The organism is Nitrososphaera sp., assembly GCF_013388945.1.
Classification (GTDB): domain Archaea; phylum Thermoproteota; class Nitrososphaeria; order Nitrososphaerales; family Nitrososphaeraceae; genus Nitrososphaera.
This window is the reverse complement of sequence record NZ_JACAEH010000007.1, coordinates 60,610-85,425: the sequence shown is the minus strand read 5'-3', so window position 1 is coordinate 85,425 and position 24,816 is coordinate 60,610. Positions and strand designations below refer to the sequence as shown.

The 24,816-nt window shown below is 55.6% G+C and carries 33 protein-coding genes and 1 tRNA gene; 14 read left to right on the top strand and 20 right to left on the bottom strand.

The window, feature by feature from the left end; all coding sequences use genetic code 11:
* Positions 1-30 precede the first annotated feature (30 nt).
* The 3 genes from mpgS (at position 31) to HXY31_RS05100 (ending at position 3,046) form a co-directional block, all read left to right on the top strand.
* The gene (gene mpgS, locus HXY31_RS05110) at positions 31-1,236 is read left to right on the top strand and encodes a mannosyl-3-phosphoglycerate synthase (RefSeq protein ID WP_292640444.1); all 1,206 of its coding nucleotides are present in this window, start codon (positions 31-33) and stop codon (positions 1,234-1,236) included.
* A gap of 58 nt (positions 1,237-1,294) precedes the next feature.
* Positions 1,295-1,483 carry a hypothetical protein gene (locus HXY31_RS05105; protein ID WP_292640441.1) on the top strand — a complete coding sequence of 63 codons (189 nt, stop codon included), beginning with the start codon at positions 1,295-1,297 and terminating at the stop codon, positions 1,481-1,483.
* Between the two features lie 231 nt (positions 1,484-1,714).
* Positions 1,715-3,046 carry a DUF4147 domain-containing protein gene (locus tag HXY31_RS05100; protein ID WP_292640439.1) on the top strand — a complete coding sequence of 444 codons (1,332 nt, stop codon included), beginning with the start codon at positions 1,715-1,717 and terminating at the stop codon, positions 3,044-3,046.
* On the opposite strand, the gene HXY31_RS05095 is transcribed toward HXY31_RS05100, so the two are convergent.
* The 9 genes from HXY31_RS05095 to purQ form a co-directional block, all read right to left on the bottom strand.
* A complete protein-coding gene (locus tag HXY31_RS05095; RefSeq protein WP_292640437.1) occupies positions 3,040-4,050 on the bottom strand; it encodes a biotin--[acetyl-CoA-carboxylase] ligase in 1,011 nt (336 codons plus the stop codon). The genes HXY31_RS05100 and HXY31_RS05095 overlap by 7 nt on opposite strands.
* Positions 4,038-4,265: a hypothetical protein gene (locus HXY31_RS05090; protein WP_292640434.1), complete on the bottom strand. Its 228-nt coding sequence runs from the start codon at positions 4,263-4,265 to the stop codon at positions 4,038-4,040. Before HXY31_RS05090 ends, HXY31_RS05095 begins: the two co-directional genes overlap by 13 nt.
* Entirely contained in the window at positions 4,262-5,461 is a 1,200-nt protein-coding gene (locus tag HXY31_RS05085) for a redox-regulated ATPase YchF (RefSeq protein ID WP_292640433.1), read from the bottom strand. Before HXY31_RS05085 ends, HXY31_RS05090 begins: the two co-directional genes overlap by 4 nt.
* Positions 5,462-5,665: 204 nt before the next feature.
* Positions 5,666-6,028, bottom strand: a complete 363-nt coding sequence (locus HXY31_RS05080) for a hypothetical protein (protein WP_292640430.1) — start codon at positions 6,026-6,028, stop codon at positions 5,666-5,668.
* 38 nt (positions 6,029-6,066) lie between these two features.
* The gene (locus HXY31_RS05075; protein WP_292640428.1) at positions 6,067-6,483 is read right to left on the bottom strand and encodes a CoA-binding protein; all 417 of its coding nucleotides are present in this window, start codon (positions 6,481-6,483) and stop codon (positions 6,067-6,069) included.
* 35 nt (positions 6,484-6,518) lie between these two features.
* The gene (locus HXY31_RS05070) at positions 6,519-6,890 is read right to left on the bottom strand and encodes a hypothetical protein (RefSeq protein WP_292640425.1); all 372 of its coding nucleotides are present in this window, start codon (positions 6,888-6,890) and stop codon (positions 6,519-6,521) included.
* 33 nt (positions 6,891-6,923) lie between these two features.
* Positions 6,924-8,360 carry an amidophosphoribosyltransferase gene (gene purF / locus HXY31_RS05065; RefSeq protein ID WP_292640422.1) on the bottom strand — a complete coding sequence of 479 codons (1,437 nt, stop codon included), beginning with the start codon at positions 8,358-8,360 and terminating at the stop codon, positions 6,924-6,926.
* Between the two features lie 207 nt (positions 8,361-8,567).
* A complete protein-coding gene (purL, locus tag HXY31_RS05060; protein WP_292640420.1) occupies positions 8,568-10,601 on the bottom strand; it encodes a phosphoribosylformylglycinamidine synthase subunit PurL in 2,034 nt (677 codons plus the stop codon).
* A 2-nt stretch (positions 10,602-10,603) separates the two neighbouring features.
* A complete protein-coding gene (gene purQ, locus HXY31_RS05055; protein WP_292640419.1) occupies positions 10,604-11,293 on the bottom strand; it encodes a phosphoribosylformylglycinamidine synthase subunit PurQ in 690 nt (229 codons plus the stop codon).
* Between the two features lie 102 nt (positions 11,294-11,395).
* On the opposite strand from purQ, the gene HXY31_RS05050 reads away from it, so the two are divergent.
* Positions 11,396-11,854 carry a CBS domain-containing protein gene (locus HXY31_RS05050; protein ID WP_292640417.1) on the top strand — a complete coding sequence of 153 codons (459 nt, stop codon included), beginning with the start codon at positions 11,396-11,398 and terminating at the stop codon, positions 11,852-11,854.
* Here HXY31_RS05050 and purS read toward each other — a convergent pair.
* A complete protein-coding gene (gene purS / locus HXY31_RS05045; protein WP_292640414.1) occupies positions 11,851-12,114 on the bottom strand; it encodes a phosphoribosylformylglycinamidine synthase subunit PurS in 264 nt (87 codons plus the stop codon). The two genes, HXY31_RS05050 and purS, sit on opposite strands and share 4 nt — an antisense overlap.
* 90 nt (positions 12,115-12,204) lie before the next feature.
* Between purS and HXY31_RS05040 the strand changes: the two genes are divergently transcribed.
* Positions 12,205-12,281: transfer RNA gene (locus HXY31_RS05040), tRNA-Thr, on the top strand.
* A gap of 42 nt (positions 12,282-12,323) precedes the next feature.
* On the top strand, positions 12,324-12,494 hold the full coding sequence (locus HXY31_RS05035) for a hypothetical protein (protein ID WP_292640412.1): 171 nt from the start codon (positions 12,324-12,326) through the stop codon (positions 12,492-12,494).
* Here HXY31_RS05035 and HXY31_RS05030 read toward each other — a convergent pair.
* A complete protein-coding gene (locus HXY31_RS05030; protein WP_292640467.1) occupies positions 12,491-13,225 on the bottom strand; it encodes an ABC transporter permease in 735 nt (244 codons plus the stop codon). The two genes, HXY31_RS05035 and HXY31_RS05030, sit on opposite strands and share 4 nt — an antisense overlap.
* Positions 13,225-14,142 carry an ABC transporter ATP-binding protein gene (locus tag HXY31_RS05025; protein WP_292640410.1) on the bottom strand — a complete coding sequence of 306 codons (918 nt, stop codon included), beginning with the start codon at positions 14,140-14,142 and terminating at the stop codon, positions 13,225-13,227. The genes HXY31_RS05030 and HXY31_RS05025 overlap by 1 nt, the downstream gene beginning before the upstream one ends.
* A 233-nt stretch (positions 14,143-14,375) precedes the next feature.
* Here HXY31_RS05025 and HXY31_RS05020 point away from each other — a divergent pair, with 233 nt between their 5' ends.
* The 5 genes from HXY31_RS05020 to HXY31_RS05000 all read left to right on the top strand — a co-directional run bounded on the left by HXY31_RS05020 (position 14,376) and on the right by HXY31_RS05000 (position 18,360).
* Positions 14,376-14,699, top strand: coding sequence for a hypothetical protein (locus HXY31_RS05020; protein WP_292640407.1), 324 nt, complete (start codon positions 14,376-14,378; stop codon positions 14,697-14,699).
* Positions 14,700-14,745: 46 nt separating this feature from the next.
* Entirely contained in the window at positions 14,746-15,978 is a 1,233-nt protein-coding gene (locus HXY31_RS05015) for a site-2 protease family protein (protein ID WP_292640405.1), read from the top strand.
* A gap of 127 nt (positions 15,979-16,105) precedes the next feature.
* The gene (locus HXY31_RS05010) at positions 16,106-17,743 is read left to right on the top strand and encodes an MBL fold metallo-hydrolase (protein WP_292640403.1); all 1,638 of its coding nucleotides are present in this window, start codon (positions 16,106-16,108) and stop codon (positions 17,741-17,743) included.
* Entirely contained in the window at positions 17,744-18,172 is a 429-nt protein-coding gene (locus HXY31_RS05005) for an MBL fold metallo-hydrolase RNA specificity domain-containing protein (RefSeq protein WP_292640401.1), read from the top strand.
* Positions 18,173-18,207: 35 nt separating this feature from the next.
* Positions 18,208-18,360 (top strand): hypothetical protein, encoded by a 153-nt coding sequence (locus HXY31_RS05000; RefSeq protein WP_292640398.1) that lies wholly within the window; start codon positions 18,208-18,210, stop codon positions 18,358-18,360.
* Here the strand turns inward: HXY31_RS05000 and HXY31_RS04995 are convergent, their stop codons facing one another.
* Entirely contained in the window at positions 18,361-18,651 is a 291-nt protein-coding gene (locus HXY31_RS04995) for a UPF0147 family protein (protein WP_292640397.1), read from the bottom strand.
* A gap of 62 nt (positions 18,652-18,713) precedes the next feature.
* A complete protein-coding gene (locus tag HXY31_RS04990; RefSeq protein ID WP_292640394.1) occupies positions 18,714-19,031 on the bottom strand; it encodes a hypothetical protein in 318 nt (105 codons plus the stop codon).
* A gap of 73 nt (positions 19,032-19,104) precedes the next feature.
* Here HXY31_RS04990 and HXY31_RS04985 point away from each other — a divergent pair, with 73 nt between their 5' ends.
* On the top strand, positions 19,105-19,293 hold the full coding sequence (locus tag HXY31_RS04985) for a hypothetical protein (RefSeq protein WP_292640392.1): 189 nt from the start codon (positions 19,105-19,107) through the stop codon (positions 19,291-19,293).
* 183 nt (positions 19,294-19,476) lie between these two features.
* On the opposite strand, the gene HXY31_RS04980 is transcribed toward HXY31_RS04985, so the two are convergent.
* The 4 genes from HXY31_RS04980 to HXY31_RS04965 are packed head-to-tail and all read right to left on the bottom strand — an operon-like array spanning position 19,477 to position 21,992.
* Complete coding sequence (locus tag HXY31_RS04980) at positions 19,477-19,902, bottom strand: universal stress protein (RefSeq protein WP_292640389.1); 426 nt, start codon at positions 19,900-19,902, stop codon at positions 19,477-19,479.
* 25 nt (positions 19,903-19,927) lie between these two features.
* On the bottom strand, positions 19,928-20,965 hold the full coding sequence (locus tag HXY31_RS04975) for a hypothetical protein (RefSeq protein WP_292640386.1): 1,038 nt from the start codon (positions 20,963-20,965) through the stop codon (positions 19,928-19,930).
* A 32-nt stretch (positions 20,966-20,997) separates the two neighbouring features.
* Complete coding sequence (locus HXY31_RS04970; RefSeq protein WP_292640384.1) at positions 20,998-21,882, bottom strand: hypothetical protein; 885 nt, start codon at positions 21,880-21,882, stop codon at positions 20,998-21,000.
* The gene (locus tag HXY31_RS04965; protein WP_292640383.1) at positions 21,825-21,992 is read right to left on the bottom strand and encodes a hypothetical protein; all 168 of its coding nucleotides are present in this window, start codon (positions 21,990-21,992) and stop codon (positions 21,825-21,827) included. The genes HXY31_RS04970 and HXY31_RS04965 overlap by 58 nt, the downstream gene beginning before the upstream one ends.
* Positions 21,993-22,055: 63 nt before the next feature.
* Between HXY31_RS04965 and HXY31_RS04960 the strand changes: the two genes are divergently transcribed.
* A complete protein-coding gene (locus HXY31_RS04960; protein WP_292640381.1) occupies positions 22,056-22,586 on the top strand; it encodes a hypothetical protein in 531 nt (176 codons plus the stop codon).
* A 39-nt stretch (positions 22,587-22,625) separates the two neighbouring features.
* Positions 22,626-22,793, top strand: coding sequence for a hypothetical protein (locus HXY31_RS04955; protein WP_292640379.1), 168 nt, complete (start codon positions 22,626-22,628; stop codon positions 22,791-22,793).
* A 1-nt stretch (position 22,794) separates the two neighbouring features.
* Here HXY31_RS04955 and sucD read toward each other — a convergent pair whose 3' ends face one another.
* Entirely contained in the window at positions 22,795-23,703 is a 909-nt protein-coding gene (gene sucD / locus HXY31_RS04950) for a succinate--CoA ligase subunit alpha (protein WP_366933077.1), read from the bottom strand.
* Positions 23,700-24,809 carry an ATP-grasp domain-containing protein gene (locus HXY31_RS04945; protein WP_366933079.1) on the bottom strand — a complete coding sequence of 370 codons (1,110 nt, stop codon included), beginning with the start codon at positions 24,807-24,809 and terminating at the stop codon, positions 23,700-23,702. The genes sucD and HXY31_RS04945 overlap by 4 nt, the downstream gene beginning before the upstream one ends.
* Positions 24,810-24,816 lie beyond the last annotated feature (7 nt).

Sequence of the window (24,816 nt, the reverse complement as noted above, 5' to 3'; positions counted from 1 at the left end):
CGTTTTATACGATCGATTTATACGATTTTCATGAAGCTCGATTTTCCCCGCTATACCGAGCGGCTCGGCGCGGTCAGCATCCATGCCGTGCAGAGGATATACGAGCTTGACTCTGGCAAGTCCAAGGGCTTCCTCACCTCGCACCAGACCATCAAAAAGTTCGACTACGACGAGATCTCAAACCTGCTCCACGACATGGCCATAGTCATCCCGCTAAAAGAAGAGAGATTGAAGCTACTTGAAGGCGTGCTTTCCGGCATCCCAAACGAGTGCCTTGTCATCATAGTTTCAAACAGCCCGAGGTCTCCTGTAGACAGGTATGCGATGGAAGTCGAGACGGTCAGGCTGCTTGGCAGGTTCATGGACAAGCGCATCGTGATGATTCACCAGCGCGACAGCGCAGTCGGCAGCATCCTGAAAAAGCTGAAATACAATTCGATACTTGACTCCACCGGCCACGTAAGGGCGGGCAAGGCAGAGGGCATGGTGCTTGGCCTGCTAATCGCAAAAATGTACCACAAGGACTACGTCGGGTTTATCGACGCCGACAACTATGTCCCCGGCGCAGTGAACGAGTACGTCAAGATATTTGCCGCCGGCTTTGGGATGGCGTCGTCGCCTTACTGCAACGTCAGGATCTCGTGGGTATTCAAGCCAAAGGTCAGGAACAACTCGCTCCAGTTCTCAAAGTGGGGCAGGGTGTCAGAGACGACCAACAAGTACCTCAACTCGCTCCTCTCAAGCGTCACCGGCTTTGAGACAGACATCATCAAGACGGGCAACTCGGGCGAGCATGCGCTTTCCATGCCGCTTGCAGATTGCCTGCACTATTCAAGCGGATACTCGATAGAGCCGTACGAGTTTGTCGACGTGTTTGAAAAGTTTGGCGGAATCCTGCCTTCCAAGTATCCAAACGTCGTGGAAAAGGGAGTCGAGGTGTTCCAGATAGAGACGCGCAACCCCCACTTCCACGAGGACAAGGGCAAGATGCACCTGAACCACATGCTCGAAGGATCGCTTGCCATAATAGCTGCAAGCAGCATCTGCCCTTCGGACCTCAAGAGGGCTCTCAGGGACCAGATATCGCAGATAACTGGCGTGAAAAAGCAGAAAAAGCTCGACCACCGCACAAGATACCCGCTTATTGCGCCGATAAGCACCGTTCCAATAGCCGAATTCGCAAAAGAAGTAAGGGAAAACGCAGAAACGTTTTACAGGCTCGGCGGCCTGAAGTGACACCCCCTCCCCCCAGGGTGCTTCCAAGCTTAAAAGAACTAACTGCCATATTTCCATCGTGGTAGAGCAAACGCTCAAAGTTGAAAGCCAGGAAATTCAGGAAGAAGAGAAGGAGCAGATTGTAAGCATCGAGAACGAGATCGAGTGCCCCAGGTGCCACGACTCGATGACTCTGTGCTCCGATTTTGACAGGCTCTTTTACTCCTGCGACAGCTGTGACTTTTGCCTTTATACAATAAAGCGCTAGATCAGGCGATGTATATTTCTTATATAGGAGACTTCTATTTCGATATGTCACACAAATGCTCATTTACGAGTGCGTAACATGTCACCGCAAGTTCAGGTCTCGGCTTGATTTTCAGGATCACTCAATCATGACAGACCACAAGGCTGTCGAAGTTTACGACGCTTCAAAGAGACCCGAGACCGAATAGCGCATGCACAATAGAGAAATAGCAAGCAGACAATCCAACCATATTTGATAAAAAACCGCGCAGACCTTGTGAGAGTTCACGGCAGGCATTCGTCGCTTGTCCTCTCTGCACTCGAAGCAGCGGTAAAGAGCGTTGACCCGGGAGCCCTTGTCAGGAAATCCCTATCCCTAAGGGGCGGAACGCTTGTCGCCCGCGACATCAAGGGAAAGAATGTCAAAATAAAAGGATTCAACGACGCGTACGTCGTCGGCGCAGGCAAGGCATCCGCTGCCATGGCGGCTGCGGTTGCCCGCATTCTGAAGGGTAGAGTTGCGGGTGGGGCGATAAACGTGCCCCGTGGAACTGACGCAGACGTAGACAGGATTTCCATAACCCGCGCGTCGCACCCCGTGCCGGATAGCAAGGGCGTCTGCGGAACAAAAAAGATAATCGAGGTACTTGAAAAAGCAAAGCAGGACGACCTTGTTGTAGTTGTCATTTCCGGCGGAGGGTCTGCGCTCATGCCGATGCCGGCAAGAGGACTTGCCCTGAAGGACAAGCAGGAGGCCACCTCGGCCTTGCTGGCATCCGGCGCCTCGATAAACGAGATAAACGCAGTGCGAAAACACCTCTCGGCAGTCAAGGGCGGACAGCTTGTGCAGCATACAAGGTCGCGCGTCCTATCGCTTGTACTGTCAGACGTCGTCGGCGACGACTTGACAGTCATAGCGTCCGGTCCCACTTTTCCTGACGCCACCACATTTTCAGACGCGCGGCAGGTGCTTGAGAAATACGGCCTGACAGGTACGCGGGCGGCACGGTACATTGCAAGAGGAATGCAGGGCGCGATAAAAGAAACGCCCAAGCCCGGCGATTCCATATTTGCACGCGTTTCAAACGTCCTGATCGGCAACAATGAGCTTGCATGCAAAAGCGCCACCGATTTTCTGCGCCGCAGAAAAGTGCGAACAGAATACCTGGGCTCGGCGTTTGATGGAGAAGCACGAGATTTTGGCGCATTCATGGCAAGGCTTGCCGGCGACATCAAGTCCAAGTCGCCCTTTGCACTTGTCGCAGGAGGCGAGACGACTGTGAGGCTTGGAAAAAAACCAGGTAAAGGGGGAAGGAACCAGGAGGCGGCGCTTGCGTGCGCACTTGCGGGTGTAGAAGGGGTTGCAGGATTTATAGGCACCGACGGCATCGACGGCAATTCTGATGCGGCGGGCGCACTTGTTTCGTGCAAGTCCGCGGAACTTGCCAGAAAAATCAATGCAAAAAGGCTCCTTGCAAGACACGACAGTTACCGCGCACTTGAAAAGATGGGCTCGCTTATATTCACGGGCTACACTGGAACAAACGTGAACGACATCGCAATAGTTTACAATCCCTGTCAGTAGCTCACGGTCACGTCGCCCGAAACGACGTTCACGTCGCCGGCGGCAGTCGCTATTATGAGCGAGCCGTCGTCGCCAATGTCTTTGGCGGTGCCAGAAACGACCTTGCCCTGCTGCGCCACCGACGCCTGCCTGCCAAGCATGTCAGACCTCTTGCGCCAGAGCGCGACAATTGTTGCGGGTCCTTTTTCCTCAAGCAGAACCAGATACTGCTCGAGTCTTTCAAGCATGAGCCCTGTCAGCTGCAGGCGGTTGACTGGATGACCCAGCTCGTCTGAAAGCGAGGTTATCGCAGGCCGCCCCTCCCTGTCAAGATGCAACTTCTTTGACTCTACGTTGGCGTTTATGCCTATTCCTATAACTGCATAGTTGACGGCCTCTGCCTCGGCGCTCAGGTCCAAAAGTATTCCGGCCACTTTTTTGCCTTTTACCATCACGTCGTTTGGCCACTTTAAAGTCGCGTCAAGGCCGGTTGCCTCCCTCACCGCGTCGCACACTGCGACGGCTGCCACGAAAGGCAAGAGCGTGCTTGTCGCTGTCGGTATGGAAGGCCGCAGTATGACAGAAATCCAGATCCCGCCCTTTGGCGAGAGCCACTTTCTCTTCAGCCTGCCCCGCCCGCCGGTCTGCTGCTCGGCGATGACTGCCGTACCATGGGCGCCCTGCTTTTCTGCGAGCGCAATCGCAAGGTTCTGCGTGGACTGGGCGCTTTCGCGGTATATCACGGTCTTGCCCATGTGCGACGTCTTTAGCACCCTTGCAAGCTCCCAGGGGACAGGGTACTCTGTGTCGCCTTCAAGTTTGTAGCCCTTGCCGTGCAGCGACTCTATCCTGTATCCGAGCCGGCGCAGCCTGCGTATGTGCTTCCATACCGCGCTCCTTGAAATGCCTGCCTTTTTGGCAAGCGACTGGCCGGAGGCATAGTCGGCGTTTTTCCGGAGCAGGTCGAGGAACTCGACTATCCTCCTGTCGCCGGCAAGGGTGCGGGCCATCCCTACCGGTTCCACTTGTAGTAGACTGTGCCGCCCCTGCACGTCGCATAGACATCTGAGCGGGATTCCTTGAGCGAGCTTGACACCTCAAGTTCTGCGAGCAGGCTTTCTATTTCAGGATCATCGCCTTTTTCCCCGAGCAGGTTGAGAATCTCCTCTCGAGAGTACATCCTGTCCGGCTCTTTTTGCAGAATCCTGCGGATCTCTTGCAGCAGTTGTTGCTTTGTCATTTCTTTTTCTTGGCAGATACTATTGAAAGCACGTCCCTGTCCTTCAGGTGGTAGTCCGCAGGCAGGTGAAGCCCGTCGCGGATGTCAATGGCATACAGCAGCCCCTTTGCAAGCTCGCTGTGCACTTCCCGCGCAAGGTCTGCTACGGTTGAGCCTGAGCGCATCAGGTAGACGTCTGGAAGCACGTTTCCGTGCTTGTCGGCCATCTTTTTTGCGTCGGCGACAGGGTAGACAGCGTTCATCTTCAACAGCTTGAAAACGGCGACGTTGATTGCAAACTGCACGCCTGTCCGCATGTACTCGCCGAGGATGTCCTTGCGTATCAGGTTGAGCGCCCACTTTTGCTTGTCGTTGAGAGAGGCAGGGTCGTTTATCTCAAACCGCTCGTCGCCTGGCACGTATTTTATCAGGCCCTTGTGCTCTGCGCGCCTGAGCGTCAGCTCGGCGTCGGCGCTTGAAGGCACCACTATCATGTCCTTGTACTCTTCACGCAGCCGCTTGAAGTTTTCAGTCGACGTCGGCAGGTCAACCTTGTTTGCCACTATCAAAGTCGGCTTTGAAATGTCGCGGAGTGTCCAGCAAAAGTCCTTGCTCTGCTCGGGCCCAAATTCTTCGAGCGGAATACCGACGAGGTTGTTCTGTGCAAGCGCCAGCTTGACATGGTCTTCCCTGACGCCTATACCGCGGAACACTTCTGTTATGGCTTCAACAGGATCTGCGGCCCTTGACATCTTGTCGCGGTTTGCCTCAAACAATTTCAGGTACCACATCACCAGTTCTTCTTCAATGTCGCCCACGTCGGCTACAGGGTCTCCCGAGCCGGGCTCTGCTATCTTGCCCGACGCATCGATGCTCCCCGACGCGTCTACGATGTGCAGTAGCGCGTCAGATTGCGCGGCGATAGATAGGAACTGGTTGCCAAGGCCCTTGCCTTCCCAGGCGCCCTTTATCAGGCCGGGCAAGTCCACAAGCTCCACAGGAATAAAGCGCCAGCCGTCGATGCAGCGCGAGTTCTTGGGCTGGTCCTGCACCCCAAACTCCTTGTGCACGCACAGGGTGATTGCATGCGCGTTTCCAACCGACGGCTGCTTTGTTGTGAACGGGTAGTTGGATATCTCGGCTGTCGCAAGCGTGGCGGAGTTGAAGAACGTGGTCTTGCCGGTGTTGGTCTTGCCGATCAGGCCGATCTTTATCATGTGAAAACCCCCGCTGTTTTATTATTTATAGGATGTGGATCAGTGTACGTGATGGCAGACCACCGCAAGGTATCCAACCAGGCTCGCAAAAGAACCCAGCAGCGACGCATGGACAGCAAACGACAGTTTGTTTGATGTCGATTTTTCAGTTACAGTCGTTAACGCCTGTGCCATTGCATCATTTACGCAGAACTTTCGGATAAACTAGTCGGCGTGGTGGTGGCCGGCGCGCTCTTTGGCCATCCTTATCTCGTCGCACCGCCATTCTATCTCCGACAGGTTGTCTGCAGAAAGATCGGAGTCCCATCTCTCAAGAAGCATTTTCGATATCTCTGTCGCGTGGTAGAGCATGGCCCAGTAGGGGTGGTGCTCTGCCGTCGTGTAGGCAAGCTCCAGGACTTCTGCAAGACCAGACGACGCCTTTTTCAGGGCGTCTGACTTTTCCGTGTAGACCTTCACTATGCCGGCGTCTCCGTCGACCCCTATCTTTGCCGCCACGCCTTCGGCCGCAAGCTCGTCTACTGCCTGCCTGACTTTTTGCGCCACCCTGTCCGTGCTCTCTGCCATGCCATGCGTGTGGGCGCGCCTGATAATTGAGTGTACTGTCAGCCGAAAAGCCGCTGGTGCTCTTCGAGCATACATCGATTGTAAACGACCTTGATGCCCTTTTCTTTGGCCAGCTTTTCTGCCTGCTCGTTGTAGATTCCAAGTTGCATCCATATCAGCTTGATACCCGGCTTTTTCACCGCGTCCTGCACGACTGCAAGCACGTCGTCAGAAGGCCTGAACACGTCAACAATGTCCACCGGCTCTTGCACGCCTGAAACGACAGGGTACGACTTTTTCCCCATTATCTCCGGCGCCGTCGGGTTTACAGGAATAACGTTGTAGCCTTGCTCAATCAGATATTTGGGGACATAGTTTGCGGGCTTGCCGTCGGTCTTGGACATGCCCACGACTGCGATGTTCTTCATCTTGTAAAACTCCCTCAGCTCGGCGTCGGTGTGCGAGTCGGTGTTCATCACATTTTCTCGACAGTTTTGATATTTAAACGCCGTCAGGAGCCTATCATGCCGGGCAGCTTTATCGGCGTCCTGTATTTCTGCACTATCATGATGTCCGGCTCGGCAGTCACAGTCACGCTGTCAAGTTGCACGCCCTCCGGGGGCGAGACCGTGCGCTTGGCGCCAACGTCAAGCGTGCCTACATCCTCCTTCTGTCCGCCGCCAAAGTCGACTGTGATGTCTGTCAGAGGCAGCCGGCCTGTGTTTGACAGAACGACGCGGGCGTTGGTGAAAAGCGACTGCTCGTCCTTGAGCGCGTCAACAGTCAGCGAATAGTCCTGCGTCGGGATTGAAGACGCGACTATGGCTGCCACAGTTGCTGCAACTATGCCGCCGGCGATTGCCAGCACTATTGCAAGGCGCACGGTACGAAAAAGTCCAATCTAGGATTTAAGCTCTCATTCACCCTTTATCTGGGCCCGGGTCTTGAACACCGGCTTTATTCCAAGCGGGGCATAGTTGCCGGTCGAGCAGGTAAAGCACAGCTCCTGCTCTGGCATGCCTATTGCCTGCGCAAGGTTTGAAGTGTCGTTGTAGGCGACATAGTCTGCCCCTATCACGCGGGCTACTTTTGACGCTACCTTTTCGTTTGCCTGCTCTTCTGCGCCGTGCTGGTACGCTATCAGCTCTTCCTGCGACGGAAAGTCGATGCCAGCGTAGCAGGGGTACCGTATCGGCGGATACGTGACTACAAGGCTTATGCGCCTTGCGCCTGCCGCACGGAGTGTGCTTATTATCGACGCAGAGCTTGTGCCGCGGACTATGCTGTCGTCCACCACGACGACGTGTCTTCCTTCTACCACCTCGCGGATTGGGATTATTCCCTTGTTTATCTCGACCCTGTCGTTCTGGTACGGCTCGATAAAGCTGCGCATCGAGCCCTTCTTGCTGTACCTGTCCTTCAGCAGGCCCTCCTCAAACGGCAGGCCGGCCTCAAGCGCGTAGCCAAGCGCCGCAGGCCTTGCAGAGTCCGGCACTGGAACGACGACGTCTGCGTCCATTATCGGGAATTTCTTTGCCAGGAACTGTCCTATTCGCTTGCGCGCCGCATACACGTTGATGCCCTCCATTATGGAGGACGGGTGCGCAAAGTAGGTGTATTCAAAGGCGCAGTGGGCGTGCGGGCTTTCAGTCGCAAACTGCTTTGTCTCCACGCCTGCCTTGCCCATTTTCACAAGCTCGCCGGGCTCGACGTCGCGCACCAGCTGCGCGCCAACTGCCGCAAGCGCACATGATTCAGAAGCGACCATGTAGGTCGAAGTCTCTTTGTGGAACCCGAGCACGAGCGGGCGGAAGCCCCGCGTGTCCCGCGCAGCGTAGACAGAGCCGTCGTCTGTGAGGAAGGTAAAGCAGAACGAGCCGACCATCTCGCTTTTCAGGATAGACATCGCAGATGCCATGTCGTCCTTTTCGGCGATGTGCATGACAAGCCTCTGCGCGGCGACAAGCGTGTCGCTCATGGTCTGGGGCGTGAACGTGCACCCGCCAACCATCCCTGACAATTCTTCAACGTTTGCTATCGTGCCGTTGTGCGCTATGCACAGGTCCTTGACCTTCAGGGGCTGCGCGTTTTCAAGGTTGCTCTTGCCAAAGGTGGAATACCTGACATGGCCGATGGCAGCGCTTGACTTGTACTTTTTGACGATTGACTGAAAGTCTGAAGCCGAGGCAGAAACAAGCCCGAGCCTCTTGAAAGGCGACTTGCCCGGCACTGCAATGCCCCACGCCTCCTGGCCCCTGTGCTGAAGAGCCCGGAGCATATCTATTGCAAACGGGATGACGTTGTGCCCGGCAAGCGAGAATATGCCTACGACGCCGCAGTTTTCATGGACCAAAGGCGATTCCCCCCAAGCATGCGCTGGCCATGACTGTGGTTAGCTTGGCGGCATGATTTAAAAAATGTATCTTCACTGCATTATCCTGCCAAGCGCGCCAAAGGCGTTGTCAAGTTTTGCAAGTGGAATCGACACCTTTGCTTTCTTGCCCTGTGTAAACTCGGCCCTGCCCCGGGCAGACCTGCCTATCTGGGCAAACTTTACTCCTTATGACTTTAGCAGCTGCTCAACTTCTGCAGGCTTGGACGTCCCGACAATATAGCGCGAGTGCGACTCGGAGAACAAGAGCTCGTCGGCCCGCTTGCACGTGCTCGGGGCCTTGTCCATCTCCACCTTAAAGCCCGTCTTGCCGGCGACTGCCATCTCTGCAAGTGCAACTGCAAGGCCGCCCTTTGAGCAGTCGTGCGCGCAGGTGACAAGCCCGTTTCTTATCAGCTTCATGACGGCTGCGCCGTTTGCCCTGTCCGTCGCAAGGTCCACCTGCGGCACCGGCCCACCGGTTATGCCGTGCACGTATTCATAGTATTCAGAGCCCCCCATCTCCGGGCGCGTCTCACCGACTATGAAAATGGTGTCGCCGTGCCCGAGAGCGGGCCGGGTTATCCACTTTTTGTCGTCTATGAGCCCGAGCGTGCCCATGACAGGCGAGGGCTTTATCGCGCCCTTGGCAGTTTCGTTGTAAAAGCTGACCTTGCCGCCGACTACAGGCATCTCCATAAAGTTGCAGTAATCCACGATGGCGTTTACCGCCTGCGCAAACGTCCAGAATATCTCCGGGTCCTCCGGGCTTCCAAACTGCAGGTGGTCCACGACGCCTATTGGCTCGGCGCCTGTGCATACCACGTTGCGCACGCCCTCTGACAGGCAGCCAAGCGTGCCCTGGTACGGGTCGAGGTAGCAGTGCTTTGAGTTGCCGTCAAGTTTTGCCGCGACAAACTTGCCGTTGTCAAGCCTCATCACGGCCGCGTCGCCTGCGCCCGGCTTGACTACCGTCCTTACGCCGACTTCGTGGTCGTACTGCTGGTAGACCCAGCTCTTGCCGGCAATCGTCGGGTTTGAGAGAAGCGAAAGCAGAGCCCTGCCTAGGTTTGCAGGTCTTGGCTGGCGTGCCTTTTTCAGCCTGTCAAGGTACGCGGGCCTCTTGCTTGCCCTGTCTGCAAGCGGCGCGTGCGCCACAAGGCTTGAGGGCATGTCTGCGACCACCTTGCCGGCGTGCCTGACAGTCAGGTTCTCGTGCCCTTCGGCCTTGCCAAGGACGGAATAGCCTATCTCGTACTTGTCAAGGATCGATTGCAATTCTGGCAGCTTTTGCGCGTCTGTTACAAACAGCATGCGCTCCTGCGACTCGGATATCATGAGCTCGTTGGGCGTCATGCCGGCTTCCCTTGCGCGCACCTTCAAAAGTTCGACGTCAAAGCCCCTGCCAAGGCTGTCTGAAGTTTCCGACAAACAGCACGACAGCCCTCCGCCGCCAAGGTCCTTTATCGCCTTGACGCAGCCCTGCCTGACTGCCTCCATGGTTGCTTCAAGAAGCAGTTTCTCAAGGAACGGGTCGGGTATCTGCACCGCCGAGCGGTTCTCGGCTTCAAGCGCCTTTGACGCAAACGAGGCGCCGTGGATGCCGTCCCGGCCAGTCGAGCCCCCTGCAAGCACCAAAAAGTCGCCCACTTCTGCCCTGTTTGAAATCACCTCTTCTTTTTTGCCGGCGCCAATCGACGCCACGTCGACGAGGCAATAGTCCTCAAACGACGGGTCAAACTCTATCTCGCCGCCGACAGTCGGTATCCCGATGCAGTTGCCATAGTCGGCTATGCCCTTGACGACGTTTTTAAAAAGCCACCTTGACTTTTGGGCCTGCTTGCTCTTGCCCTCGATTGGCGCAAAGCGCAGCGCGTCAAAGACCGCAATGGGCCTTGTGCCCATGGACATAATGTCGCGTATTACTCCGCCGACGCCGGTTGCGGCCCCGCCAAACGGTTCTACTGCTGACGGGTGGTTGTGGCTTTCGATGTGCACGGTCAGCACGTAGCCGTCGCCCACGTCAAGGACGCCGGCGTCATATCCCGGCCCCACAAGCACCCGCTTGCCCTTTGTCGGCAACAATCGCAGGTATTTCTTGGATGACTTGTACGAGCAGTGCTCGGACCACTCGGCGCCGACGATGTCCTGCTCGACCTCGTTTGCAGGCCTGCCGAGCTTTTCCTGAAGGTAGCGCAGCTCTCCTTCTGTGAGGACGCCCATGGTCAGGCTACCGCCCTTTGCTCAAGAAAAGACGCAAGCGAGCGGAAGATGCCTATTGCCTCGCCCGAGCCGCTTGCAGAGATGATGCTTTCGCTTGCCCTCTCGGGGTGCGGCATCATGCCCATGACGTTTCCCTGCTCGTTGCATATCGCAGCTATAAGGTCAGTCGAGCCGTTTGGGTCGTCGTGCGAATACTGCAGGACGACCTGGTTCTTTTTCTTCAGGTCCTTTACAATGTCAGGGGTTGCGACGTAGCGGCCCTCGCCGTGCGCAACCGGTATGTTGAATTCCTCGCGCTTTGAGAAAGCCTGCGTAAACGGCGTGTGGTTGTTCTGCACCTTGACCTTTGTCCACCGGCAGACAAACCTTAGCGAGTCGTTCATGAGAAGCGCGCCCGGCAGGAGCCCGGACTCGACAAGTATCTGAAAGCCGTTGCAAATGCCTAGCACCGGCATGCCGTCCTTTGCAAGCCTCTTGACCTCCTGCACTATCGGGCTGTGAGCGGCGATGATACCTGCACGAAGCCTGTCGCCAAAGGCAAAGCCTCCGGGGATAATCATGGCGTCGTAGCCTGAAATCCTGTCCTTGGTGTGCCAGATAAAGTCGGCCTGAAGGCCCACAACATTGTTCAAAACGTGGTGCACGTCGCGGTCGCAGTTGCTCCCGGGGAAAACGGCAATCCCTATCTTCATTATTTTGAGTGTGACTTCTCGGTGCTCGTATTAATATCTTGAGGGGGTTTCCAGTGTTTTACGACGGCAAGGATTAAATCGTTACAGTTCCAAGTCTAGTGCATGGTCGCAAGCGTCGTGCGCGACATCATGACAAAGGAGATAGTCACCATCGACGGCGACAAGAGCGCGCTTGAAGCCGCCAGGATGATGACCGAAAAGGGCATCAGCTCGCTTTTTGTGATAAAGGACGGCGCGACTGCCGGCATCGTGACGGAGCGCGATTTCATTAAAAAGATATGCGCAAAAGAGCTTGCAGTCTCGCAGGTCAAGGTGTCAGAAATCATGTCCAAGATACTGACGACTGCCACGCCTGACACCCCCATAGAAGTGGCCGTCCAGCGCATGGTCAACCACAAGGTGCGCAGGCTGCCAATACTTGAAGGCGGCAAAGTGGTAGGCATCATCACAGTCACAGACCTTGCCAAGCACCTGAGAACTACATTGCTCCTGGAAGGGACGCTTGGCGACACTGGAAGCATCGACGACGTGATTGCGACGATGAGCCACGACAAGCACTAGGCCTTGGAAGCCTTTACGGTGCAGTTGCTGACTACAGGGTTGAAGATGCGCAGCTCCTCGCAAAGCTTTTGCACGGTCTTTTCGGCGTCCTTCTCGGAATTTGCGTTCACAGTCATCTTTAACATCTTGGCGGCGCGCACCGACTTGACCTGCGAGTACCCGCCCTTGACCACCAGATCGCGGTGTATAGTCTCGCCCTCGGGGTCGTTGATGTAGGGCTTGTTCTCGATGATGACCTGCACCAGAAATTTCTGCGCCATCGCATCTCTTGGATGTCCGCTGTAATTTAAATACATCAGGCGTCTGTCGCCGAAAGTATTAATTATGTACAACCAAAACTGCCAGAACGAGGTCACGTAGCTCAGCCTGGCAGAGCGGCTGACTTGTAATCAGCAGGTCGTGGGTCCAAATCCCACCGTGACCTCCACCTTACCAAAAAATTTATCTTTTCTGCGCTTGAGAGTATAACGTGCCGTCGAAAAAGCACAAGCCCGACGCGGATGACATTTTGCGCAAATACTATGAACAGTATGACGACGACACCCTGGAATCGTTGAAGAGGTACTACAATGTTGCCGACTCTGACCGGGACAAGTTCATCAAGTACGTCAAGAACAGCCGCTCGCCGCCGGTCGACTAGGTCTCACGCCAGATGGCCTTTGTCTTTGCAAGCGCTACAAACCCTACCAGGTACGCCACCTGCACGGCAAACCCAAAGCCAAGCGACCAGTCGGCAGGCACCGGCAACCCCATGGTAGCCTGGAACATTATCGACGCGTGCGTCGTCGGAACAGCATAAGAGAGGTAGCGCAGGGAATCAGGCAAAGTGGTCACGGAATAGAACACCGGCGGTAGCACCGCAAGGATGACGTTTACAAACGATATCACCTGCGTCGCGTTTCGCATGTGGAGCATGTGAGACGATATGAAAAAGCCCATCGCGGACATCGAGCCCCAGAGAAGCAGTATCGACGATATCAGAAGCGGTATGGTCAAAAGCGAGCCTCCAAAATACACCACGAGCACCGCAAGCACGGTGAGCGCCGGCAGCCCGAACAGCAGCTCTGAAAGCGCAAGGCCCATCATGTACGTGAGCGGCGAGACTGGCGACGCAACGAAAATGTCCTGTATCTTGTACTCTGTCTTGTAAAACGAGATGTCCTGCCCGAGCGCAAGGCCGTAGCCGACAAGCGCCATCACAAGCGAGCCGGCGACGGCAAGGTGCACGTACTGCCCGCCGCTTACGACGAACAGAACGAACAGGAGCGAGAACGGGCTGATTGCCGTGAACACGAGCGACATCGGGTTGCGCTGGAGCCACAGTATCCCTGTCGAGTATGCAATGAGCATGGCCTGCCTTGCAGGAAGCATCAACTTTCATTTACCTCCATCTTGCCCACGAGATACACAAACACGTCGTCAAGGGTCACAGGGGAGACCGTGAAAGACAGGTTGCGCCGTATCGCCAGCTCTGAGAGCTCCCGCACTGCAGACTCGAAGGCAAACACCCTGAGCATCCCTGCGCCCGTGTCTGTGACTGAGCCATAAGCACTGAGCGCGTCTGCGTCAAGCCCATCCTTTGCGATGTCGACCCGGGTGTTGTGCGGTATCACCTTGCGAAGATCCGAAACCGTGCCCTGCGCCACGACCTTGCCCCTGTCGATTATGACAAGATGGTCCGAGAGCACCTCTGCCTCGTCCATGTAGTGAGTAGTTAGCAGTATCGAGCGCCCCTGCGCCTTCCAGTCCTTTATAGCAGACCAGACCTGCCTCCTTGACACCGGGTCGAGCCCTATCGTGGGCTCGTCTAAAAACAGCAGTTGCGCGTCGACTGCCATTGCCATGGCAACCAGCACCTTCTGCTTCATGCCGCCTGACAGGTTCATGGCCGGCCGGGTTCTGGCGTCCCACAGCTCCAGCCTCCTGAGCATTGTTTCTGTCTTTTCCTTCGCCCTCTCCTTTCCCTCGCCCCTAATCCTGAGCCAGTTGTAGACGTGGTCCCACGGCGTGAGCGCCCGAAGCGGCCTTCCTTCCTGCGGCACCACCGAGATAAGGTCTCGCACCTGCCTTGCCTGCTTCACGGCGTCAAGCCCGAGCACTCTTATCGTGCCTGAAGTCGGCATCAGCTGCGTCGCGCAAATGCGCACAAAGGTGGTCTTGCCCGCCCCGTTTCTTCCAAGCAATGTAAAGACCTGGCCCGACTCGGCCTCAAGCGAGACGTCTGACAGCGCAGGGTAAGGGGAGCCCTTGTACACCTTGCTCACGTGGCCGGCCTGTATGGCAAGCACGCAGGTGCTACGGCAAGCCCAAATTAGAGTTTTTGAAATAGAGGCTGAAGGTAGACGAATTATCGACGAGTCTTTTATCCGCCGGCCTTGAAAATACGGTGTCAGCACCGCTGACAAAAGCATCTGCCCTTCCGAAATAGCCAGATCGTATCCCCCGGGAAGGCCCTGCCGTTGCGTGCAGGGTCGTTCCGGCTTCGATATGCAAATAAGGCCCGGCTGAGAAGAGCTTTTTGATGAAGCGAGAGTTCATAGTGGCCCGCATTGAAGCTTCTCAGGACGGCAGCCCTTACGTCTACGTCACATTCAACGACCCAAAGGAGTACAAGCCAGAAAGCAAGCCAATGAGCCCCTTTGGACCAAACACCATGGCTTTTTCGTCCATCGAGGACATGATGAAGAACATGCCAAAGGTGATGGCAGGAATACCCGGCATGTTCGGCGGCATGACAGAGACCCCGACCATGAAGCTGAGCATGAGGGAGTACCAGGACCTCGGCATAAAGGTTGGCGACAAGGTCTCTATCGAGATCCAAAAGTCTGAAGCGTCTGGAGTCTAGCCTCCTTAAACAAGCATTAAATAATCAAACGGCGTAGAACCCCTGTTTGGAACAGCAGAGGAAGGTCCGCGCCGAGGTAAAGCTCCCCCTCATTCTCATCCACACCCCGTTTGGTCTGGACTTCTTTGACAGGGTGGCAAAATGGCCCGGCGCAAAGGCATGGGCCGAAATAAACGCATACCTCATGCCCATCATCACGGCGCTTGCGATATTTCTCATCGTAGGCTCGCTTGCGATCCTCATTGCAAACGCAGAAGCCCGCCAGAACGTCGGCGCACTGGAGCCTACTGCAAACCTGCTCATCCCCGGCCTCAATCCTTACCTGCCCATAACGTACGGCTGGATCGCGCTCATCGTGACAATAGTCATACACGAAGCAGGGCATGGAATCATTGCCAGAATCTACAACGTACGGGTCGACTCGACCGGCATCGTTCTACTCCTCGGGCTTCCCATAGGAGCCTTTGTCAACATTGAAAGAGAAGAGCTGAACAAGGTCAACCTAAAGAAAAAGAGCTCCATACTCACCGCAGGGCCGCTTAACAACATGATACTAGCAGGCGTGTCGCTTGCGGCGCTTTATTTCATAATAACCACTCTAACACCCGTCCCGCCAGACCCCAACTCGCCCCAGTTCGGCATTGCTGTAGTAAGCGTCAACCCCGGCTCGCTTGCCGAGTCGATAGGAATGACGCAAGGGTCGGTTATACAGACAGTCGACGGCCAGGAGATAAGGGAGATAAACGACCTAGGTGAGATACTGCGCGCAAACCTCGGCAGGACGGTAGAGATCACCTGGTTTGACAGCGACAACCAGCTTGTGACAGAGCAGGCCACGCTACCAGAAGCAGTAGAACCGGGCAGAGGAATCCTTGGCATCCAGGTGACACCGCTTTTGCCTGACTCTGGAGCGGTGCTTGAGCGCTACAAGGGAGCGTTTGGCTCAAACCCAATAGCCCTGCTTTTGCCGCCCACGATGCAGCAGGGCGCGGTGCCATATTCTGACCTCATGCAGTCAAGGTACGAGTCCACGCTTGGACCCGTGTGGGTTCCGGCGGCCAACATGCTGTTCTGGCTATGGTTTGTCAACTTTAACGTCGGCATATTCAACGCGCTGCCGATAGGACCGCTCGACGGAGGCCAGATGTACGGCTCGATAATAGAAAAGAAGATCAAGTCGGCCGCGCTTGCGAAAAACGCCACAAACCTCCTCACCGCCGTGATGGTCGCGGTGGTTGCTGCAGCCATACTGTTGCCGTACGTGCTGAACAGACTGTAGAGCCTTCCCGGCACTAGGCTTTTATAGCAGAAAAAGTCATGTACAACTGCTTATTGCCGGGTTGTGTCGTGGCATTTTATCGGCCTTGACCACGTAGCATACGACAATACAAGGAACGAAAAAAGAGTTGGAAAAGCGCGAGGAATTTGAGAGGCGCGGGCAGTACAGGAGGGCCCCTGATTTCAGAGAGAGGAGACCTCCGGCGGAAAGCCCGGTAGCCAAGGTAACAACGGAAAGCGAGGAAGAGGTAGCCAAGACTATTTTGCAGTCAATCCCTGCAGACTCGCAGATAACCACCGTCAGGTTCGAAGGCCCCAACATCGCGCTCTATACCAAAAACCCGCGCTTTGCGCTCACTGAACTTACGTATTACCTGTCGTCGCTTTCAAAGACCCTGAAAAAGCGATTTATCATAAGGACCGACCCATCCGTGCGCCTGGAAGAGGACGCGACTAGGCAGGCAGTCGCAAAGCTCCTGCCAAAGGACGTTTCTGTTTCCGCAGTGTTTTGCGACGACGCGACCGGCGAGGTCGTGCTTGAAGTCAGCAGGCCGGAATCAATAGACCCTGCCATGATAGTAGAGATAGCCCAGTCCACCGGCTGGATAGCGCACACCAGGCGCTCGCCGCACATACCGTCGACCAGCATAAACACGATTCACTCCACGCTGAAGGGCTCTGCGAGGGAAAGAAGCGACTTTTTGCAGAAACTTGGCAGGAGGCTTTTCCGCGGGCCGCTGGTCGTCGGAGGCTTTGAGAACGGCAACGGCAAGCAGGAGCCAGAATCCCAGCCAAAGCCTCAAGGGTGGTCCACCAGCAAGGAGGAAGTGATGCTGTTCTGCCTTGGCGGCGTAAAGCAGGTTGGCAGGTCGTGCTTTATCGTAGTAACGCCGGAGAGCAAGGTCATGCTTGACTGTGGCATAAACCCGGGCGAGATGTCCGGGCTTGACGCGTACCCGCGCCTTGACTGGCTCAACTTTGACCTTGACGAGCTCGACGCTGTCGTCATCAGCCACGCGCACATCGACCACCAGGGGTTCTTGCCGACGCTTTTCAAGTACGGCTACCGCGGGCCGGTGTACTGCACCGAGCCCACGCTGCCTCTGATGACTCTATTGCAGATGGACTCGGTCAAGATTGCAAACGCAAACGGCACCTATCTTCCCTATGAAGCACGCGACGTGCACGAGGTGATAAAGAGGACCATAACGCTTCCGTACGGCAAGCCGACTGACATTTCACCCGACATCACAGTCACGCTGAACAACGCAGGCCACATAATGGGAAGCGCGACGGTGCATCTGAACATCTCTGGCGCGCACAACATACTTTACACAGGCGACTACAAGTACGCCCGCACGCAGCTGCTCGACAGCGCCGTTTCCACGTACCCGCGTGTGGAGACTTTGATAACTGAAAGCACCTACGGCAACTCGACTGACGTCATGCCCGACCAGCAGTTTGTCTACAGGACTTTTGCAGAGTCCATCAACAAGGTGCTGATGGAAGGGGGCAAGGTGCTGATACCCGTGCCGGCAGTCGGCAGGGCCCAGGAGATAATGCTTGTCATGGCAAAGGAGATGAGCGAGGGCAGGCTCGTCGAGTCGCCCATATACATAGAGGGCATGATATCTGAGGCAAGCGCCATCCACATGAGTTACGCGCACTACCTCGGCGCCGACGTGAGGCGCTCTGTATCGCAGGGCATAAACCCGTTCCTTTCCGAATACTTTACAGTCATTTCCGGCTACGGCAAGCGCGACTAGGTGCTCAACGACGAGAACCCGTGCATAGTCATGGCGACTTCCGGCATGCTCGAAGGCGGGCCGTCTGTGGAATACTTCAAAGAACTTGCGCCAAACCCCAAGAACAAGATAATCTTTGTCTCTTACCAGATAAACGGCACCCTTGGAAGGCGCGTGCTTGACGGCAACGTGTCTGACGTCACCATGATGGACAAGTCCGGCAAGGTAAAGGTCGTTCCCGTCAGGTGCCAGACGCAAAAGATAGACGGCTTTTCGGGCCACAGCGACTTTAACCAGATAATGAACTTTGTCGCAAAGGTCAAACCAAAGCGTGTGCTTGTGAACCACGGAGAGCGCTCCAAGTCAGAGAACGTCGCAAGCTCTGTCTACTCGAGGCTCAAGATCCGCTCAAGCGTGCCTGACAACCGCGAAATTCTGCGCCTAAGATAGGGCAGAGTTTTTTACCCCGTCCATCCAATACAAAGGTGCAAGGCTTTATGGCGATAAGGTACAGGTGTGTCCACTGCAACATTGTGCTTTCAGGAGAGGGCGCGTCGCGCCACTACCTTGCAAACCCGACCCACAAGCTTGAGAAGCTCCCGCCTCCGCCAAAGCCTGTGAAAAACCCGACGCGGTAATTATTCCCTGATGCTTTCTAACGTCGACACGACCTGCCAGAGCATAGTCCGGATGTGCGACTGCATCTGGGGACTCTGGGTCGCGCTGTCCAAAAGGCTGATTGCGTTTGCAGCCCTGACCGACGGGCTTCCGGACTTGTCGTCTTTAAGCGCCATCAATACTTCCTTTATCATGTTCCTGACACTTTTCTGCACGTCGTTGTTCTTGGTGATTGCGTCGAGAGTTTCAATTGCGCGTGCAAGGCGCTCGCTGTTCTCGCGCTCTTTCTGTTCCTTCTTGGCTGATGTCAAATCCGATCTCCCCAGTCGTCGAGCGTTCATAAGACGCGGGCTTGCTTTTGAATGTTTTTGTCCTAGTAGCTTTGCTCTATTTCACTTGCTGCAAGTTCCCGCACGTATTTCGCGCCCTTTTCGGTCAGGAAGAAATGCCTGACGTCGCCGTCGTCCACGCCGTCTGGAAGCGACGAGGAGACGTAGCCGCCTGCAACAAGCTCCCGGAGGGCCTGCGATACTAACAATTCAAAGTAGCCCTTGTTGATGTTGTAGTCGTACTCGTTTTCCGCCTTTTGCGGTACAAGCCACATCTTTATCTGCCCCAGGCTGGCGCCTTCTGCGCCTGTCACGTGCATCAGGTTGCCAAGGATTATCCTGGCTGCAGGGCTTGCATCCATGGCCGCAATATCATGCGCATCCAATAAATGGCTTGCTGCACAGGTTTTATAGCGCGATTCCTGATCTTCAGGCGTGACGGAAAAGCTGCGCTGCAACATCTGCAACCGCAAAGTCGAAATGTCTGAGGCAAAAGACCACGCGGCCACAAAGCAGCATGCGACGCTCAAGTCCAAACTTGAGCACGACCTGGGCGCGACGAGGCAGAAGGAGTACGCACAGGACACCTCGGTAGTCCTGCAGTGGTCAAAATCTGCCGAGTAACATGCACGTTTTTAATGGAAAGCCATTTGTGGCAATTCTTTATGCAGGCAGATTCCGATCAGGCTAATTAGTCATTTTGGTAGATACAATGCGTGTATCTGAGCCTGACGGCAAAGGGACTGATAGCTATAGCGTTTGCAGTCATTGTCATATTCGTGCTGTTTGGCATGCTTCCGTTGTAGATTACTTCACTATCAGGACAGGGCACTTGGCGTTTTGTAGGACCTTCCTTGACGTGCTTCCAAGCACTATCCCCTTGAACTTGCCAAGCCCCCTGCTCCCCATGACAATCATGTCAAAGCCGCCCTTTTCTGCATAGGCTATTATGTGCGACGCGGGGTCGCCTTCCATGACTGCAGACTCGACTTTCATCCCCTGCTTTTCTGCAATCTCTTCGTACCTGTCAAGCACCTTGGCAGACTCTTTTCGAAAGTTCTGCAAGAGCTGGTACAAGAGTTTCTGCGACTCGACGTACACGGTAGGCGGAGTCTCGATGACAAGGACGGCTGTCACCTGCGCGCCGGTGCCCTTTGCAAGCGAAAGCGCCCGCTCAAAGGCCCGGACAGAGTTTTCGGACCCGTCGACTGCCACGAGGATTTTGGAAGCCACGCCTGTCATACCTATCGCACTCTAATTAATGTAAAGTCAGGTCCTGGGGCAGGAGGAACTGGATGACCAATGAGACGGCATACATCGCCGCCAAGATGATGCCAATCTTGAGACCGATTGTTTTCTTGAACATCATTCCGACTGCCGCCATCGTAACTGCGGTAACCAGGATTATCTGGTACTCCAAGATATCAGTTCGTTCAATGATGGCGCCAAACCCGCCGTGGTAAATCGCGCCAAACACCGCTACTGCAAGGAGCAGCGTGTTGTTGAGTATCTTCGACCCCAGCACGTTTGCGACGGCGATAGACGCTCCTGCCGCGCCTTTTCTTGCAAGCAGTATCATCGAGATCTTTTCCGGCATCTCGCCTGCTATCGGGCTGATTATCACCGCAAGCACGATGACTGACACGCCCACTTCAAGCGAAAAGCCCTGTAGCGACTCTATGAAAGGCCCGGCGCCAAAGAAAATGCCTGCAGTGCCTGCCGCAAATGCAAGCCCTGCCTTCACCATCTGCCTGTTGCTGGGCTTCTCTTCGACCTCGACCAGCCTGTGGCCGTCGACTGTGTGGCCGTTTGCAACCTTTTCCTTCTTTTTCTCCTGGCGCATCTCTGCAAGCGCCATGACAAGGTAGGCGCCAAAAAGCCCCGAGAACACTATGCCGTCGATAAAGTCATACCCGTCGAGGAACAAGAGCGCGCTGATGCCGGCAGTCGCAATCAAAAATATCTTGTCCAGCTTGAAAGTCGACACGTCGAGGCCCTTCAGCGGCGCCTTTGACAACTTTGTGGTGGCGACAAGCAGCATGACGGAAAGCCCGAGCGTCATCATGAGCAGGTTGCTGCCAAGGCCGGCGCCAATCGCGGTACCGTAAGAGCCTGCGGCAGCAGCATACACTACGATTGCTATCTCTGGTAATGTTGTTGCGACGCTGAGAAGAGTGCGCCCGACAAACTTGGCGCCGTACTTCTTGGACAGGTGTTCTGCCCCGTACGAGAGCACCCAGCTTGCAAGGGTGAGCTCCCCAAGCCAAAGGAGCATCGCAAGCAGGTTCTCGGCCAATTACACACCTCTACTGGACTCACCGGTATAAATTACAAGACCCGGCCTGCTTGAGGCACGGCAAAGATGTAGGGCGTGTCAAGGGGCTGGTCGGCAGTCCAGTGCGTCGGAAGCGTTATCACCTGCTTTACCTCGAGGCCGAACCGGGCAATGACCTCGCCCCAGCCCCACTGCAGGTGCTCCCTTGCAAACTTGCGCCGGACGTGGCTTCCCATGAGCACAAAGCCTGACTTGCTTTTCAGGCCAGACGACAGTATCCTTTCAAGCACGCTGTTTGCAAGCATCTCGCCCATCTCAGGCAGGCCGGATATGTAGAAAAGCGGCCTTGTGAGCCCCAATGAAGAATAATCGAACTGCGTGGCGTCGGCGCACCGGGCGTCAAAGTCAACGCCTGTTGCAGACGATATTTTTTTCTGCAGTTCCACAAGGTCAGGATCTATCTCTATGCCGTGGCCTCCAAGGCCGGCTGCTTTTGCGCAGTAGGCTATCCTGCCGTCGCCGGAGCCAATGTCGACTATTTGCTCAAAGCCCATCTCCCTTGACGCTATTGCAAGCGCGTACGCTGACAGTATCCACGTCGGGTAGAAGGGCTGGTAGCCCGAGTCGTGCTTGATGCTTGAAAGCCAGTACTCGTTGATGTCGCCCTCATACACGGTGCAGGGAATGCCTGCAATTTCCATCTCCTTTGAGCCAAAGTAGATGGGGTTGTTCTTTGCAAACGCGTGCATGGCGGCAAGTCCTCCCGGCTCAACCGGCAGGCTCGCCGACGACTGGTTCGGGACAGCCTCGTGCATGTGGCTAGAGCCCCTGTAGTTTTTCGCAAACTCGGCCTTGAGCCTGACTATGGCGCCTGCGTCCATCAGTAGACCGACTCCGCGCTTGGGCGCAAGCCCCGCTTGAAGCTGGTCTTGCCGCATTCCTGGCACCTGTATTTTCGCCGGCGCTTGTACGTGTATATCGCGTCCGGCTCCTCCATCACGTCGTGCGCTGTGCGGGCCATGCACCTGTCGCAGAAGCGCTTTTCCACCGGCAATGCCTTTCATCGGCGGCCCTGTAATTTTAATATGCTTGAGCAAAGATACCCCGCAGGATGGCCGTAAAATACACAAAGCTTTTCCGCAAAGAGTGCGAGGGCAAGTTTGGCCTGACTCGCCCCATCGTGAAAGACGCCATTGCAAAGCCAGACAGAGAGCAGCGCCTCGAATCGCAGGGCCTGACCATCGTCATGTACAGCAAGAAACTAAAGCGCGGCGACTATGTCATTATCAGCGCGCATGCAGAGAAGGAAGACCTGATGATAGACCTAGCGTTTCGCGTAAAGGAAAGGTTTGTCAAAGACGCCAAGACCGACCTGCCGTTTCCTCTGATGCGCGCCCTTGCCTACAAGCTCGGCCTGCCAATAAGGGTGGGCGAGCAGGAGAGCAAGTTCATCTACAATGAAGTGATCCCCGTGTCAGGTGCCGACATCAAAAAGGCGGTGAGGATACCAAACCCCGAGAAGCACCCGCTCATTTCGGCCATCTGGGTCAGGATGCTCCAGAACAACATGGGCGCCCTTGCCCAGTGCGCCCTCGTCTTTTGCATAGACGCAAAAAAGTACAGGGCGTGGCTCAGGGGCTGACACGCCTATCCTTTTATACCTGAAGTGCATACGGCAATTGTGCGAGATCCGCAGATTGTCCAGATGCACTGGGACATCATGAAGCTCCTTTCGCTTGGAGTCGATGAAAAGTTCTTGCAGGAAAGCAAGATAACGCCTGCGCAGGCCCGTGATCTCGTAAAGGGGCTCCTTTACCTGCGCGAGCGTTACAGAGACGAGTTTTCGTAATCTACCTGCGCATCTTTTGTGCGAGCAGTTCTGGCACTTCTGCAGGCCTCTTTGCTACAGGCACGCTGGCCTTGGCATAGTTTGCCACCTTGGACTCGGCAGAGCCGTAGTTGCCATACACAATGGCGCCTGCGTGGCCCATCCTCTTTTCTTTCGGCGCCGCCCTGCCTGCGATGTATGCGACGACCGGCTTTGAGAACGACGTGCGGATGATATAGTCGGCAAGCTGCTCCTCCGCGTCGCCGCCGATTTCTCCCACCACGACCACCGAGTCGACGTCGGGCCTGTTGCGCACGAGGTCAAACGCCTCTATCAGGTTGGTACCGTTTATCGGGTCGCCCCCGATCCCAAGGCACAGCCTCTGGCCGTACCCCCTGTTGGACAGGTTGTACGAGACCTCGTACATCAGAGTTCCGCTCCTTGAAAACACGACGGTGTTGCCCCGCTTGAACGGCTGGGCAGGCATGATGCCTACTTTCATTACCTCTGGCACAATAACGCCGGCGGTGTTGGGGCCGACCATCCTTGCGCCCTTGCTCTTGGCGTGCTCTATCACCTTTATCGAGTCGCGGATAGGCACGTGCTCCGGTATTGCAACAAGCAGCTTTATGCCCGCGTCAAGCGCGTCCATCGCGGCCCCAAGAAAGAACTGCGCCGGAACGAATATCCCGGATATTTGCGCGCCTGTCGCCTTCACCGCCTCTGCCATGCCGTTGTAGACGGGGATTCCTTCAAATGACTGCCCGCCCTTGCCGGGTGTGACGCCTGCTGCAATGTTTGTGCCGTACGCCTTCATGAGGCGGGTGTGCGTCGAGCCGTAGCTTCCGGTTATGCCCTGCACTATCACCGGCTTTTTCTCGTCGCCACGCCCGACCAGTATGTCAAATATGTCATAGCCTGCCATTGTCATCTCCTCCCGACTGCCGCAACTGCGGCCTGTATTGCCTCCTCAACCGTGTTATAGAGTTTCGCCCTGCTTCCTTGCAGCATCTGCTTTGCGCGCTCTGACTCGGCGCCGGAGATCCTTGCAAACACCGGGACGGTAATCACGTTGTTCTTGTAAGCGTCAAGCAGCCCCTGCGCCACGAGGTCCGTGCGCACGATTCCGCCAAACAGGTTGACCAGGATTGCTTCGACCTTCTTTATCTGGCTCACTACCCTGAGCGCCTCGTAGATTGTTTCGGTGGTCGCCCTGCCGCCAAAGTCCAAAAACGCGCCTGCCTTTCCGCCGGCGTCGGCGACGAGGTCGAGTGTGGACATGACAAGCCCCGCGCCGTTGCCGATGATTGCAATGTTGCCTTCAAGCTCGACTAACGAAAAGCCCGAGACTTCTGCCTGCTTTTCAAGCTCTGACACGTGTTCGTACTTTTTCAGCTCGGGGTGGCGGAACATGGCGTTGTCGTCTATTATCACCTTGGCGTCAAGCGCAAGCATCGAGCCGTCGCCAAGTATCGCCACAGGGTTTATCTCTGCAAGCTCGGCCTCCTTCTCGCTTGCAAGTTTTGACAGTTTTGTAGTGAGGTCGACAAACGCTACTGCCGCGTTGCCTGTCAGCCCGAGTTTTGTAGCCGTGTCCTCTGCAACCTGCGGCGTCAGGCCGTCGACCGGGATGTCTACCACGACCTTGTTGCCTGCGCTTTCTATCTCGACCCCGCCTTCAGCAGACGAGATGAGCGAGTAGCAGCGCTTGCTACGGTTCAGGAAAAGCGAGAGATACAGCTCTTTCTTTATGTCGGCCATCTCTTCAAGCAGTATGCCGCGCGGGAGCTCTCCTTTGACTTCCTTGTGGACTAGCTCGTTGAATTTCGGCGCAAGCTCGGCCTCGGATTTTACTTTTAAAATCGCGCCGGCCTTGCCCCTGCCGCCGACTGTAAGCTGTGACTTTAGCACGAGCGGGATCCCTATCTTCTTTGCACCTTCCCTTGCCTCTTCGACGGTGTTGGCAAGGTGCGAGCGGGGTATCCTTATCCCGTACTGATCGAAAAGCTCCTTACCCTGATATTCAAGTAACCGCATATTTGCA